12 protein-coding genes and 1 other RNA gene are annotated in these 13742 nt (G+C 46.6%); 6 read left to right on the plus strand and 7 right to left on the minus strand.

Annotated features, from left to right (window positions below; all coding sequences use genetic code 11):
- Positions 1–813 precede the first annotated feature (813 nt).
- The 5 genes from ACSAZL_RS17290 (at position 814) to ACSAZL_RS17310 (ending at position 6328) form a co-directional block, all read left to right on the plus strand.
- The gene (locus tag ACSAZL_RS17290) at positions 814–2598 is read left to right on the plus strand and encodes an ABC transporter substrate-binding protein (protein ID WP_440945835.1); all 1785 of its coding nucleotides are present in this window, start codon (positions 814–816) and stop codon (positions 2596–2598) included.
- A gap of 178 nt (positions 2599–2776) precedes the next feature.
- A complete protein-coding gene (locus tag ACSAZL_RS17295) occupies positions 2777–3724 on the plus strand; it encodes an ABC transporter permease (protein WP_440945836.1) in 948 nt (315 codons plus the stop codon).
- On the plus strand, positions 3721–4692 hold the full coding sequence (locus ACSAZL_RS17300) for an ABC transporter permease (protein ID WP_440945837.1): 972 nt from the start codon (positions 3721–3723) through the stop codon (positions 4690–4692). Before ACSAZL_RS17295 ends, ACSAZL_RS17300 begins: the two co-directional genes overlap by 4 nt.
- Positions 4689–5648, plus strand: coding sequence for an ABC transporter ATP-binding protein (locus tag ACSAZL_RS17305; RefSeq protein WP_440945838.1), 960 nt, complete (start codon positions 4689–4691; stop codon positions 5646–5648). Before ACSAZL_RS17300 ends, ACSAZL_RS17305 begins: the two co-directional genes overlap by 4 nt.
- Positions 5630–6328, plus strand: a complete 699-nt coding sequence (locus tag ACSAZL_RS17310) for an ABC transporter ATP-binding protein (RefSeq protein ID WP_440945839.1) — start codon at positions 5630–5632, stop codon at positions 6326–6328. Before ACSAZL_RS17305 ends, ACSAZL_RS17310 begins: the two co-directional genes overlap by 19 nt.
- 90 nt (positions 6329–6418) lie before the next feature.
- Here ACSAZL_RS17310 and ACSAZL_RS17315 read toward each other — a convergent pair whose 3' ends face one another.
- From ACSAZL_RS17315 to ACSAZL_RS17330, 4 genes are all read right to left on the minus strand, one after another.
- Positions 6419–7138, minus strand: a complete 720-nt coding sequence (locus ACSAZL_RS17315) for a dihydromethanopterin reductase (acceptor) (RefSeq protein ID WP_440945840.1) — start codon at positions 7136–7138, stop codon at positions 6419–6421.
- Between the two features lie 158 nt (positions 7139–7296).
- Positions 7297–7935 carry a DUF447 domain-containing protein gene (locus ACSAZL_RS17320; protein ID WP_440945841.1) on the minus strand — a complete coding sequence of 213 codons (639 nt, stop codon included), beginning with the start codon at positions 7933–7935 and terminating at the stop codon, positions 7297–7299.
- Positions 7932–8969: a triphosphoribosyl-dephospho-CoA synthase gene (locus ACSAZL_RS17325; protein ID WP_440945842.1), complete on the minus strand. Its 1038-nt coding sequence runs from the start codon at positions 8967–8969 to the stop codon at positions 7932–7934. The genes ACSAZL_RS17320 and ACSAZL_RS17325 overlap by 4 nt, the downstream gene beginning before the upstream one ends.
- Positions 8956–10095, minus strand: a complete 1140-nt coding sequence (locus ACSAZL_RS17330) for a methanogenesis marker 9 domain-containing protein (protein WP_440945843.1) — start codon at positions 10093–10095, stop codon at positions 8956–8958. The genes ACSAZL_RS17325 and ACSAZL_RS17330 overlap by 14 nt, the downstream gene beginning before the upstream one ends.
- A gap of 450 nt (positions 10096–10545) precedes the next feature.
- Between ACSAZL_RS17330 and rnpB the strand changes: the two genes are divergently transcribed.
- Positions 10546–10907: RNase P RNA component (rnpB, locus tag ACSAZL_RS17335), an RNA gene on the plus strand.
- Positions 10908–11055: 148 nt separating this feature from the next.
- On the opposite strand, the gene ACSAZL_RS17340 is transcribed toward rnpB, so the two are convergent.
- The 3 genes from ACSAZL_RS17340 to ACSAZL_RS17350 form a co-directional block, all read right to left on the minus strand.
- Entirely contained in the window at positions 11056–12225 is a 1170-nt protein-coding gene (locus tag ACSAZL_RS17340; RefSeq protein WP_440945844.1) for a geranylgeranyl reductase family protein, read from the minus strand.
- Between the two features lie 252 nt (positions 12226–12477).
- Complete coding sequence (locus ACSAZL_RS17345) at positions 12478–13110, minus strand: DUF116 domain-containing protein (RefSeq protein WP_440945845.1); 633 nt, start codon at positions 13108–13110, stop codon at positions 12478–12480.
- Positions 13103–13738: a DUF116 domain-containing protein gene (locus ACSAZL_RS17350; RefSeq protein WP_440945846.1), complete on the minus strand. Its 636-nt coding sequence runs from the start codon at positions 13736–13738 to the stop codon at positions 13103–13105. Before ACSAZL_RS17350 ends, ACSAZL_RS17345 begins: the two co-directional genes overlap by 8 nt.
- Positions 13739–13742: the final 4 nt, after the last annotated feature.

The following is a 13742-nucleotide window of genomic DNA, read 5'->3' on the forward strand; positions in this document are numbered from 1 at the left end:
TACTAATATAAAATACTTCGTCATTATATAACTATAAAAATATAATTGTACAGGAACCGTAGACAGATTTTATAAAAAATAATGTTATTATATATATTAATTAATACAATTGGAAATATAAATGGTAATATACAATATTCTTAACTCAATAAATTACACTTATTATTTGTAAGTTGAATGTTTCTATTCATTTATTTGCAAATGAAAATTACTTTTCCACTTTCATAAATTAGTATTGGATAATATTTCCCAAATGATATTTAAGATGTATAAACCTGAAAGATACTCCTCAACATATCAGATTCTATACAAATTTACAGGTTTTGATCTGGCGGATATGAGGAAGAAACACAAGTGTCGTGTTTAGATCAATAGAAGTTTGTTCTTTCCCCACATAAAAGAATATGAGCTCTAATACGTGTAATAAGTTGCGTCAGAAACTGTGTTGAGAAATGTCCCGGGATTAAAAAACCCGCTGCACAATGTCTTCTTTTCAAAAATACGTAAAAAATGAAAAGGTTTATATTGCGAAATTGCCAGATTTAAAGCATAAAAAATAAATTTTTAGTATTATTTTTAACTATTTGAATATCAGATATTAATAAATAATGGAAATAAATTGAAGAAAAGAGCGCTTTAAGATCGCTATTATCTTTCAAACTCATGTATCGCGCATAATAGTTCCGATCTCTGCTGATCCGCAGAGAACAGAGAAAAACGAACAGGGTAGAAGTCTTTTTCAAAGTAACCGGGACCTCTGGCGCTATTGATGTAATCCATGGAAAAGAATTTGAGACAGGAAGAGGCAGCAAAATGAAACAGGGGAAATATTTCAAGGGATCAGGACTAAACAGAGGATTGAAACAGGGGCTAACCTTTGCCATACTCATTTTTATTTTTTGTGCAAACATGCACCCGGCAGGAGCGACAGAGCCTGAGGGTTTCGGAGAAAACCTTACACCCTCAGAAGGTGGAATTTTTGACCGGTTTATCACGTATATAAAAGCCCTGTTTGGAGATGGAGAAGATTTGCAGGGTCCGGAAGCAGTCTCTGAAGCCAAAGCCGCGGAAATACAGCAGTCCATAGATTCCGAAGGGACAGTCTTAAAAATAGCAACCCCAAACGTAATAAAATCCGCATCCTTTATAGGGGACTCAAACCTGGGGGTTTTTACCCGTCTCTCAAACCCTCCCTTCATGAAAATGGATTCAGAGGGACACCTTGCAGGCCAGCTTGCCGAAAGCTACGAGGTCTCGGAAAATAACACGTGCTGGACCTTTTATCTGAGAGACGACTTTTACTGGAGTGACGGAGAACCGGTGACCCCGGAAGACATTGAGTTTTCAATCCGATACTACGGGAGAGAGACCCCCTGGGCCAGCTGGATCAATGAGACCCTGGAGAGTTCGGCCGTATCGGAAGCAAACAATTCCGTAACCTTCAAATTCAACAAGCCCTACACCCGCATCGACCTGGAGTTTGCAACCTACGATATTCTTCCCGCCCATGTGTGGGAAACGGTAGAAAACCCGATGGAATACACAAACAACGGCCCATATGTAGGCTGCGGACCTTATTATCTCAAGCTTATAGACCTCAATGCCGGAAAACTCGTTTTCGAGAAAAACCCCTACTGGAAGGGAAAGATCCCGGAAGCTGAAACCGTGGAGGTCCACTTTTACTCAAACGTGGACGTTGCCACCCTCGCCCTTAAAAACGGGGAGGCTGACACTTATTACAAATATGCAGGGTCATACCCGTATTCCGGAATTGAGCAACTTGAAGAAACCGGAAACTTTGATTTTCTGGAAAAAACCGACATAGGACTTATCTTCCTTGCCCCGAACCTGGAAAAAGCTCCTTTTTCGGACCCGGAATTCAGGGAAGCCCTTGCCTATGCCATAAATTATGAAGAAATTGTCAGGCTTGAGACCCTGGGGTACGGAGAAGTTCCGAACCGCGGTTTTGTACCGCCTGCAATGGAAAACTTCAAGGAAACAGAAAAACTTGAGTATGACCCCGAAAGAGCCAGAGAAATTCTGGGAGAAGCAGGATATTCGGACAGTAATGGGGACGGAATTCTGGAAGGGAAAGATGGGAAAAACATCGAACTTGAAATCCTTATCCGGCCGGAGTACGCCCGCACCGGGGAGCTCCTTAAAGAATATTTTGAAAATGTAAGCCTTGGCGCCGACCTGAGGACTGCGGATTCGGATACCTGGATGACCCTGAAAGACAATTATGAATACGACCTAACAGTTACTCGTTCCACTCCCTGGGGCATGCTCATGCACGCAAGCTGGGGGAGCGGCTATTTCGATTCAAGGAGGACAGGCCAGGGAGTGATGCATAATCTGGACGACCCCGAGTTCCTGGAGCTCTGCGACAATATCCTGGCCACCACAGACTCTGCGGAACTTCAGGCTTATGCATACGAACTTCAGGATTACTATGCAGAGAACCTGCCTGCAATTCCCCTCTACTGGAACAATGTGCTCACTCCCTATAACAGGTACTTTGAGGGCTGGTACACCGACCCCCTTTACGGGATTTACAACCTGGACAACTTTGTAAATGTAAGAAGAACGGAGGCATAAAAGAGTAGAGGGGTCGGAAAAAGGGCGTAAGGAACAGGAAAAAAGGACTTGAAGAGTCAGGAAAAAGAGGAACGACAGAAGAAAAGGATCAGGAAAAGGAGGAAATAGAAAGAGAGAAGGACCAGGAAAATGAGGAGTAAAAGGACAGAAGAAGCAGAAAAATGGGAAAATAATGACGATGCAAGGAATAACAAGAAAAATAATCCGATATTTAGCTTCATTCATGCTCATAACCATCATCAATTTTACCCTCCCGAGGCTAATGCCCGGAGATCCGGTAAAAAACCTCATAGGGGAAGATGTTTATGTGCCCGAAGGCGTGATGGAAGAGCTCAGGACAGAACTGGGGCTGAACAGACCTCTCCATGAGCAGTTCATGTCTTTCCTTTCGGACCTCCTGCACCTTGACCTGGGATACTCCTACCACCTCCATGCTCCTGTTGCAGAGATCCTTCTGGACAGGATGGGCTGGACCCTGCTGTTTGTGGGGATATCGGTGCTCATCGGAGCCCTCCTGGGGAGTCTGCTGGGAGCTCTTGCCGGCTGGAAACCGGAAAGAAAAATGAGCCGTTTTACCGGTTTTGCTTTTGTCATTTTCTCCTGTACACCGCCTTATTTTCTTGCTCTCCTGTCCCTCTATCTCTTTTCTTTCAAGCTTGGGCTCTTTCCCTCAAAAGGATTCTATGATGCTCCGGAAATAGGAAGTGTGCTGCATCATCTCTTTTTGCCTGTCTGTGTAATGTCAGTATTTTCAGCGTCCAGGAATTTTCTGGTCATGCGTGGAAGCGTGATCCAGGAAAAAAAGCAGCTATATTCTTTGTATGCCAGAGCAAAGGGCCTGTACAATACCGGCATACTTTTCAGGCACATCATAAAAAATGCCTCACTCCCGGTCATTACCCTCCTTGCCCTGGATTTCGGGTTTCTCTTCAGCGGAGCCCTTTTCATAGAAATAATCTTCTCTTTAAACGGCATGGGAACCCTCATCTACGACGCAATAATGGGAAAAGATTATCCCCTGCTCCAGGGGGCTTTTCTGGTAATTGCCCTTACGGCCCTGTTTGCAAATATGCTTGCTGACCTGCTCTATGCCTTAATCGACCCCAGAGTGAGGAAGCCCGTATGAACCCGGAAGCTGCCCATATTGAAGGGACTTCCATCAAAGAAACCCGTGCTGAAGACCATTCCGAAAAACAGTTGGTACATCCTGAAACTCCCGGTTTAAGCCTTTCAGGAGAAAAAGCATTCAGGGGTATCCAAAAACGGGAAGGGGTTCTCGGAAAATTCAATAGAGGAGGCATTTTTCTCCTTGCATTTTTCCTGTTTATGGCACTGTTTCCTTCCCTTCTTGCTCCTTATGCCCCGGATGAACGTTTCATACCCTACGAAGAGCCTTCGAAAGAACACTTCCTCGGGACAAACGACATAGGAAATGACATCCTCTCCGAACTTGTATACGGAGCCAGGATCTCAATGACTGTGGGCTTTGCGGCAGCCCTTATCTCAACCCTTATAGGGACTGCAATTGGCCTCTGTGCAGGCTACTTCAGGGGAGTTCTGGACGAGCTGCTGATGGGTTTTACCGATGTTGTCCTTATTATCCCGAAGATCCCTTTAATCATAGTCCTGGGCGCGTTCCTGAGGCCGAGCATCTGGGTACTTGTCCCTGTCCTGGGACTCCTTTCCTGGGAGTCAACTGCAAGGGTAACACGCTCGAAAACCCTGCAGCTAAGGGAAGCAGGCTACGTTAAAAGTGCTCGATGTATGGGTTTTTCCTCCAACCATATCATGATATCGGACATTTTCCCAAACATAGTCCACATCTTGCTGCCCAAGTTCATGCTGGCTACGGCTTCGGCGATGATTTCCGAAGCCTCCCTCTCTTTTCTGGGACTCAGTGACATAAGTATGAAAAGCTGGGGGAGCATGCTTTCTTTTGCCTTTTTCCGGGGAGGTTTTATCAGGGATATGTGGTGGTGGTATCTGCCCCCCGGGATCTGCATCACCCTCTGCGTAATGGCCATCGCACTGATAGGGTTCGGGCTTGAAACAGAGGAAGAGAAATACTCGGGAGAAGGAGCGGAAGCAGCATGAAGACGAAGAGCGAAGCCGTGGACACACTGCTTGAAGTTAGGGATCTCGAGGTCTCTTTCAAGGGAGTAAAAACTGTAACAGCCCTTTCAGGAATTTCCTTTTCAATTGAAAAAAGCGAAACCCTGGCTCTTGTGGGAGAAACAGGCTGTGGGAAATCCGTGGTCGCACACGCAATTATGCGCCTCCTGCCCCCCGAGTCCAGAATAAAAGGAACTGTAGACTTCGGGGGGAGATCCATCCTTGAACTGAGCGAAAAAGAAATAGCAAAGATAAGGGAGGAAGAAATTGCCATTATTTTCCAGAACCCCTCCCTGGCCCTTAACCCTGTATATTCCATAGGGCACCAGCTTGCAGAACCCCTGAGAGTACACCGGAAGGAAAAGAAAAAAGAAGCATTCTTAAAAGTCACAAAAGCCCTGAAAAATGCGGGTTTTGCAAATACGGCAGAGTACATTCGCTATTATCCCGGATGGTGTTCGGGAGGGATGAACCAGCGTTTTTTGATTGCAGCTTCAACCATACTTAATCCTGCCCTCCTGATAGCAGATGAACCCAGCAAAGGGCTTGATAGGAAATGCGTAACTGAACTGGAAACCGAACTTACGAAATTGAAAAGGGAAAAGAAGACTGCCCTGCTCCTCATAAGCCACGACCTTGGCTTCGTGCGGAGGCTTGCCGACCGGATCGCCGTAATGTATGCAGGCGAAATTGTGGAGATTTCCGACCCCTCAAGCCTTTTTGAAAGCCCCCTGCACCCCTACACCCGGGGACTCCTGAACAGCCTGCCTGAAAAGGGCTTTGTTCCCATACCGGGTTTTTCCCCGTCTCTCAGCTCCCCTCCTGCAGGCTGCAAATTTCACCCGAGGTGTCCCTTAAGGGGAAAAAAATGCGGTGAGAACCATCCTGAGCTTAAGGAAACAGGCAAAAGGGCTGTGAGGTGTTTTCTATATCCCTGAGAGCGGTCAGCCTCTCAAAAATTTACGGAGCTGGCCTGCTGAGTCCGGGAAAATGTATTTTCCGGGAGATTTCCCTTGAAATAAGTCCGGGAAAAACTTTCGGGCTTATGGGCCTATCAGGGGAAGGAAAAAGCACACTGGGGAGGGTCATTGCAGGGCTTGAGAACCCAACGGCAGGCACTGTATATTATAAAGGCTCTCCCCTTTCCGGAATGAAAAAAGCAAAGTATACAGCCTTCCGCCGCAAAGTCCAGATAATGTTTCAGGATCCAACGGACGCTTTCAATCCCGGGAAAAAGATAGGGTACTCGGTTTCTGAAGTCCTCACTCTCCTGAGGATCCCTAAATCCAAACATGCCCGAAAAATAGAAGAGCTGCTTATGACCGCGGGCCTTCCGGAAGAAGTGCTTACCCGCTACCCGTCCCAGCTCTCGGGAGGGCAGCTCCAGCGCCTTGCCCTTGGCAGGATACTCCTGCTTGACCCGGAATATATTGTCCTTGACGAACCGACTTCTGCCCTTGATGTTTCGGTGCAGGCCCAGATCCTCCACATGCTTAAAAAAGTACAGGCTGAAAGAAAGATAGGTTACCTCCTTATCTCCCATGATGAGGCTGTGATTCGTTTTATGTCTGACAGCTATGGAGAGCTTGAAAAAGGGCAGCTGAAGATAACTGGTTAACAGCAAGTGAAAAACAAAAGGTTTCACAGGCGGATGCAGGAGAAAAGAAGAAAAGGAAAAGAAAAAAGAAAATTGGCTGAAATCCCGGATTTAAAATAATTCCAGAATGGCTTCCGGACTTTCAAGTACGGTGATCCCCTGCAGCCCCTTTACAATCTCAACATTGCGCATATCCACGTCCCTGACCAGAACCTCGACAGGCCCGCCCTTGATGGCATTATAAGGGCACAGTTCCTTGCAGATCCCGCAGCCTTTACATTTCAGGAGCTCGATCTGGTTAGTAACGCCATTTTTCTCAGTGATTGCCTCGTGAGGGCAGTTTTCCCTCGGCGGACAGGTTTCGCAGTGTCTGCACTGTTTCCGGTCAATATTGTAGGGCATTTCCGACATGATCGAGCCTTCGATGTCTACGGGCACGATATAAACCGGAACCTTTCCCTTAACAGCCTGGGCAACGGCATTGGTTACAAGGGAATCGGCAATCCCGTAGGCGATTTTCGAGACTGTGTTTGAGGTTGCAGGCGTAACGAAGAGTGCATCGTACCTGTCAAGGAGAAAGCGCCCGACCTTAGGGGAACTCGAACCCTGCTCGCTCTCCCGGAAGATCTCTTCAAGGTAGTCCCCTCCCGAAATTTTCACAAGCTTCTGCTCAAGCCCGTACATCCGGAGCACCTCTTCGGCTGCCCTGGAAATATACGTGTTTACGGAAAGTTCGGGGTCTCTTAGTTTGAGTTCTTTAAAAACCTGGTAACTGCGGTCCAGGAAATGCCCTGCTCCTGTAATACCCCATGCAATGCTCTTATAACTCATGAAAAGAACTCATGCAGGAGGGAGATAATATAATTTTCTAAAAAAGAGCAACCTGGAACAGGGAACCTAAACTTACAACAGAGAACTGAGATAGGAAAAAAATCAAAACTCGTAAAGATTGGAAAAAATCAGAAAAGAGTCTGGAGTTAAAAAGAAACTCAAATCCCCAACACTTCATAAAGCAGTTTCATAGCTTTCTTTTCCCCATCGCCCCCGCATTTGGAAGCAAGGGTTTCATAATGACGGATCAATTCAAGGTATTTTTCGTCCCCTGAAAGCTGATAGCGGGTTGCGTGGACCGTAGCCTCAAGCACGGCATTGAATCCCCTGTTGAGAACGGGAAGGTCTTTTCTGTGCCCTTCATTAAAGCCCGCCTCCACGGGCACAAGGTCGGCAATAAGAGCCTGGTCCGTGTTCTTTACATTGACACATTCGAAAACAACCCAGGCAATGGCTTCTTTGAGGACCGGAAACTTAAACCCACCTGCAGGCACATATTCAAACTCAGAGGGTTCAAGGTCGAAAAAGGTGGAACGCACAAAAAGAAGAGGGTCATAAACTACATTTGAAGCAAGATATCTCTCTTTAGCCACATTTGCCCAGGTATGGCTGCCTTTGAAGAGCCGGACAAAAGGTTTTCCGCCCTTTGTAATGATACCGATGGGAGCAGCATTGGGGCTTTCGAAGCCCGTGCTTACTATCACTTCAGAAATCCCCTCCCGGATCCCGAAGGAAGAGAGGTCGGGTATCTGGGATAGTTTTTCAAATTCCCTGCAGCCGGAAGAGAAACCCGTCAAAAGCGCAAACCTCCGAGAAGAGCAATAAAAAGCCCTGCAATGACAATATCTGCCGTAGAACCCGGGTTGATCTTCTTTTCCAGAAGTTCGAAGTCAAATTCCCGTACTGCAGGAAGGATGAATGAAAAGTCCCCGGTTGTTTTCCCCGAAGCTTCCCAGCCTGAAAGAAGCTCGCCTGCTCTGGAAGAGACGTGATCCGCAGTTTCTGGGTCGAACTTGGTCTGGATAAAGGTGTCCCTGTGCCTGGAAAGCAGTTTTAGAAAAGTGTACACCACAGCCTCGTTGATTCCCGTGCCAGAACAGGTGGAAACCGAGTCCCCGGTGAAGGCTTCTGCTTCGCAGTTTCTCGTCTTCATGAACTCAAGGATGCTTTCTGCACCCTCAAGGCAGCGCCCGAAACCTGAGGTCCACTCGTTTGCAATCAGGTCGTATCCTCTGGCAATCTCCATAAGGTCGTAAAGGGTAATGTTCCGTTCCCTGAGATCGGCAGTTGCTTCAGGGTCTTCAAGGTCGAATTCTTCCACACTGTTTACCCTGACTCCTGCATGCCCGAAAGCCCGGTAGAACTCAACCGCGTCTTCGCAGCTCGTTGCGCGGACAAAAGCATGGGCGCGGGAAGCTAGGTTCCCAAATTCCACGGCTCCAAGCCGGAAACCAGTTTTCTCGGATGGAGCTTCTCTGGAGATTTCACCTGCAGCCATTGCCAGAGGGATCAGGAGTAAGAAAGCCCCGAAATGGGTGTTTCCTCCTCGCTGCCAGGAGGAGCTTTCATAAACCGCCCTCCTGAGAAGTGAGCCTATTCCGCTTCTGCTCCTTGCAGCAAGTTCAAGGACAGGATAGACGGCAACCGAGGAAGCTACGAAATGCTCAAAACAGGTATCGGAATAATTGTGTTCCCTATCAACATTCCCTGGCTTTGGGGAGGCTGAGACCTCAAGCAGCATGCCAAGCTGAGCACAGCGTGCAATCAGGCTCGGGGCTCCTTCGGCCCATTCAGGAATGTCTGAGGAAAAAGCTGTATCAACGTGATTCATTTACCGGAATCCTGGCATGGTCAAGGATGTATTGTGCCAGCTGCTCCTTAAGCTTCATGTACTCCGCATCGGAGAGGTCAAGTGTGTTCAGGACACCGTCCCTGATCCAGCAGGGTTTTGTAATTTTACAGCACCAGACAAGACTGCCGAAACAGGTGTCTTCCCCGAACTCCAGCATTGTACCCCTGGCAAATTCCATTTTTGTCCGGGCGAACTCTTCGGCAGTATAGCCCAGCTTTTTGAATTTCTCGTGCACAGGGCAGGGTTTTACCGGAAGGCAGCAGAAAGCCAGGGCCCTGAAGTCCCCTTCACTGCAAACGTGCTTGGGAGCATTATACCAGCCTATTGACTTCTGATATGAAGTGACACTTTCTACCAGCTGCGAAATCAACTCAGGGTTTTCCATAGCTCCCCTTGCAACCGAGACCATATCGGCTCCCCGGGAAAACATATCTTTTGCCGCGGCGAAGTCGGTAACAGAGTTGTTGCCTATAAGGAAGAGCCTTGTGGCATCCCTATAATTTGTAATCGCATCAAGGTCGGCTCCGAAACCTTCGAGCATGGCATCCACATGGATAATATCAGCCCCGGCTTTATCGATAAGCCTGGCAAGTGCGACATCATTCACCACATTTGCCCGCACTTTTACGGAAAGCACGACACCGGTTTCCTTTATTGCCTTAATCCAGGCAGAAAGCCTTGGAAGGTCTCGCAGGAGGGCTTCTCCTATACCTGCCTCAAGCATTTCAGGCTGCTTGCAGTGGGCGTTTAATTCAAGGATTGCTCCTTCTTCTTTTACGATTTTTGCAGCTTCAATTAAGGGCTCAAGGGTGGTGCTTCTTACGTTTACCGCAACGGCACTGCCCGAGTTTACTGCCCTGATTTCCTTCTTTATAAGTTCCAAAGGTTCATCGGAGATGAACTCTTTTCTATCTCTGGCTACGAGCTTTGATGCAACTTCAATAGATCCTTCATCAAGATTGAAGGCTCCGAGCACTACCAGCCCGGCTTCACCTGCATACTGGTTGGCAAAAGCACTGTCGACAATTCCTGCCATTGGCGCCAATGCTATGGGATTTCTAAAACGGACATATCCAATATGCAAATCAAATAGACAATCACTCATGTTTTACCTCTAAAAATAAGCCTGGAAACTGAACACAAAAATGATAGTTATAGTCACATATTAAGCTAACGAATCTTTTTTAAACTTCAGAAAATCAATTTCCAGAGAATTTCTGGAAATGGAAAATCTGTTTTAGTTTCTCGATTACAATACATATATATTAATATTTGGGCATATCCCGACACGTAAAAGTTATAAAGAGTACGCGGAAGGAATACGCCTGTTTATCCCGAGCCGGGAAAGAATTAAAATCAACCAGAAAAATAAATTCGAAGACCCAATAAAAAGTACTGAAAAAATCGGGCAAAAAAGAAATTATAAGTCGGTAAAAGCAATTTTTGTCTCACCAGTTCGGGAGCCCTCTCTGACCAGGCTCCTTTTGCAGAAATATTGTCCCATAAATATATATACTATCAAAAAATACATAGAGCCAGTTAATCAGCAAAATGCGAGAGAGGCTGGACGGCTGCCGGACCTTCTGGTCTGAGGAAAGTCTCCCCACCGCTCTGGACACACGAACGTCTGTAAAGGATGTCGGGCGAGAGCCCGGGCTCTGGCACAGAAACGAGAACCATCCCCTGGAAATGCGATGATGCCATAAGCTGAGGTCACAGGGAGAGTGGATGAAACGGCGAATCCTCGTGGGTGCAAGTTGGAAATCGGGAAATCACGAGCAGTCCGGACTCATCCCGGTTGTTTTTGGTAACGCTTAGCCGAATGCCGTCGATGCAAGAGTCCTCAGGGACCATTCCTCCCACTGATGGGTGGCAGGAATATTTGCATGAACAGAAGGGAGCTTACACGCCTCACTCGCATATAATAATCCTTTTTATCAGAGAATTCCCTTTTCTAACCCAATTACCTTCTTTATAGTCGGATTGCCTTATTTATTATCAAATTTGCCTTTTTCAGCATTTAATTATCTTTTTTCCACCCTTTATCCCATTCTTTATCCCATTATCACTGGTTCCTCCCCGCAATGGACATAATTCTGGAGGCAGGTTCTGCCAGACTGTAATTGAGCAACAACCACCTGACATAGTCTTTGTGGCTTCTATTTATTACAACTTCGTCCAGATATTTGTCCAGAATTTCCTTCCTGCTGAGAGCAAGTTTGAAAGAGGTCTCGGGGAAACGGTGCATAACCTTTTCCAGCTTAAGGGAACTTACAAGGAAATTCCCGAATTCCTGTCTGCATCTGGATTCGTACTCTTTAAGGTCGCTCAATTTTCGGTTATAGAGCACAAGACCCGCTACCACCTCTGCTGCAAGCTGCCCTGACCGGATGGCATACGAAATGCCTTCCCCCAGGAAAGCATCCACGAAACCTGCGGCATCTCCGCTCAGAAGAATCCTTGAACTCACGGTTTTTCGTGTTATCCCGCCCACGGGGATAATATGGGAACAGACACGGGATTCCCCGTAAAAGCCGTTTGCCTGCAAAAAATCCTGCATTACCTTTTTCGGACGCTTCAGATGTTCGGCTGTTCCCACGATCCCCACGGAATAGTACCCTGCATGAGGGAAAACCCAGCCGTACCCTCCGGGTGCAATCCCGAAGTGAATGTCTACCATGCCGGGAAAACGATCCTTTATTACCTCGTCTTCTTCAGGGATTTCCGAAACAAGAGCAAGGTCGTATTCTGTTCTCCGGGCTCTCTGCGGCCTTACTTTATACTTGAGCATGCCCCCGGAACCTTCCGCGATAAGGACAAATTTTGCAAGATAATTGTTCTGCGAAGTTTTAACCTCAACGTATTCTTCCCCTTCTTCACAGTCCAGCACCTTCTCTCCGCAGCGGACCTCGATTCCTGCCTCCCGGGCTTTATCAAGCAAGAAATTGTCAAAGGCCATTCTGGAAACCAGTAGAGCTAACCTGTGATTTTTTTGCCTTTCAACACAGTTCTCCCTGAAATGGATCCTTACCTTTGAGATATCCCTCTCGACTACGGAAGCAGGGAGTTCGAAATCCAGACATGAAAGGGCATACGGGGACAGAGCCCCTCCGCAGGGCTTATACCTCGGAAAATTTTCTTTCTCGAGCAGAAGGGTTGAGATTCCCGCATCTCCGGCTACCTTTCCAGCAGAAGCTCCCGAAGGTCCTCCCCCAACTATAATCAGATCATACATGCTAAGGACACCTGCTTATGGATAAGAGGCATGCCCTGGAAAGACAGCCTCGTGTAAATGATTTACCCCATAAAGTAGATTAATGCTTGAACAATAAAAAGGTAAGGGAAAAAAGAGAATCAAAGAAGACCGGAAGCATCATTTTTCTTAGGTAGAGGAGAGCTCTGGCAATTTCCTCCGATTCCCGGAATAATAAGTCCTGTGGGAAAAAACAAAAGTGAGAAAAATCGGGAGAAAATATTAATATTTTTTTCAAACTGAATAGGGATTTTTAAAATCTTCAAAAACCCCAAGCACTTTCTGGTAATCCACAAATGTCCCGAAACAACCATCGTTTTCCATAGTAACTCCGTAGGTTGTCACTTTTTTGCCTTTGAGAGCCCGCATGACTTTGTTGATCTCATAGTCACAGGCAATCAGAAGGACACCGTCCGCAGCTTCCATTTTAAGGATATTCTTCACATACGAAGAGCCTGTGAGGATAAATACCTTATACCCGTATTTTTCAGCATCCTTTTTTAGCTGAGTAAAGACGCACTTCCCACAGAACTTGCACTGGATTCCTGTCTGAGTGGAATGGGCAGGGCAGTCAAGGCTACGCATGCAATGGGGAGCTAGGATGATCCTTTTTTTCGTTTTTGCAAAAGCAGATTTATGAGCCCGGTTTTTTAGAGACGCCATCCACTTGTCCAGAACGCGAGTATCCGAAAACTTGAGAAAAATCTGTCTCAGAGGCAGATAAAAGAAATCAAGAACATTTGCAAAAAAACCCGCTAGATAAACACTGCGTGTAAGGCTCCTCCGGCTTACCAGCAGAGCCATCCCTGAAAGGATAAAGGATGCCAGCATTGAGATAAAAAGAGCCTGCCCGATAATGTTATACATTGCACATCTCCATTCTTTGGATTATTTCCTCAACATTTGCTTCCGTATTGAAGCAGCCGTCCTTGAGGAGAAGAACCCCCTGAACGGGGACAAAGGAGACAGCCTGCATATTCTCAGAGAGTTCATTATAACAGGCAACTCCCAGACAGGCTTCAGGCCTGTATTCTTTGAAGATCTTTTTAACAAAACTCCCCCCCGGAACTACGAAAACCTTAAAATTACACCTATCAGCAGCGTCACAGAGTTCTGCGATATCGCAGAGCCCGCACCGTTTGCACTCGTAACCATAAACAGGGTCGCACCTTGCCTTACAGCTTGGATGGCGCAAACACTGCGGGAGAAGTAGAATTCTCCTCCCTTTTATATTAAGGAAATCATCATACATAACAGCATTCCGGACATCAATCAGGATATCATCAACAAGGGTATCCCTTATCCGGAAAACTCTGCAGATCCATTTTGCAGGAGAATAGAAAAGATACAGTGTGAATAATACGAAGCCCGGAAAAATGATTTTGTGCTTTTTAAACGAATAAGCCCCTATCAAAAGGGCAAGCCCGGTACCCACAAGGGTAAGGAGCAGCATATAGACAAAGATTTTTCCAAGGAACTCGTAGGGAATCTGCATATGA

It is taken from the genome of Methanosarcina mangrovi (genome assembly GCF_052057765.1).
In the GTDB taxonomy this organism is placed as follows: Archaea; Halobacteriota; Methanosarcinia; order Methanosarcinales; family Methanosarcinaceae; genus Methanosarcina.

Bases quoted from the DNA above. Each gene is read 5' to 3' on its own strand.
- ACSAZL_RS17290 (WP_440945835.1), top strand. From the start codon at position 814: ATGAAACAGGGGAAATATTTCAAGGGATCAGGACTAAACAGAGGATTG.
- ACSAZL_RS17295 (WP_440945836.1), top strand. From the start codon at position 2,777: ATGCAAGGAATAACAAGAAAAATAATCCGATATTTAGCTTCATTCATG.
- ACSAZL_RS17300 (WP_440945837.1), top strand. From the start codon at position 3,721: ATGAACCCGGAAGCTGCCCATATTGAAGGGACTTCCATCAAAGAAACC.
- ACSAZL_RS17305 (WP_440945838.1), top strand. From the start codon at position 4,689: ATGAAGACGAAGAGCGAAGCCGTGGACACACTGCTTGAAGTTAGGGAT.
- ACSAZL_RS17315 (WP_440945840.1), bottom strand. From the start codon at position 7,138: ATGAGTTATAAGAGCATTGCATGGGGTATTACAGGAGCAGGGCATTTC.
- ACSAZL_RS17325 (WP_440945842.1), bottom strand. From the start codon at position 8,969: ATGAATCACGTTGATACAGCTTTTTCCTCAGACATTCCTGAATGGGCC.
- ACSAZL_RS17330 (WP_440945843.1), bottom strand. From the start codon at position 10,095: ATGAGTGATTGTCTATTTGATTTGCATATTGGATATGTCCGTTTTAGA.
- ACSAZL_RS17340 (WP_440945844.1), bottom strand. From the start codon at position 12,225: ATGTATGATCTGATTATAGTTGGGGGAGGACCTTCGGGAGCTTCTGCT.
- ACSAZL_RS17345 (WP_440945845.1), bottom strand. From the start codon at position 13,110: ATGTATAACATTATCGGGCAGGCTCTTTTTATCTCAATGCTGGCATCC.
- ACSAZL_RS17350 (WP_440945846.1), bottom strand. From the start codon at position 13,738: ATGCAGATTCCCTACGAGTTCCTTGGAAAAATCTTTGTCTATATGCTG.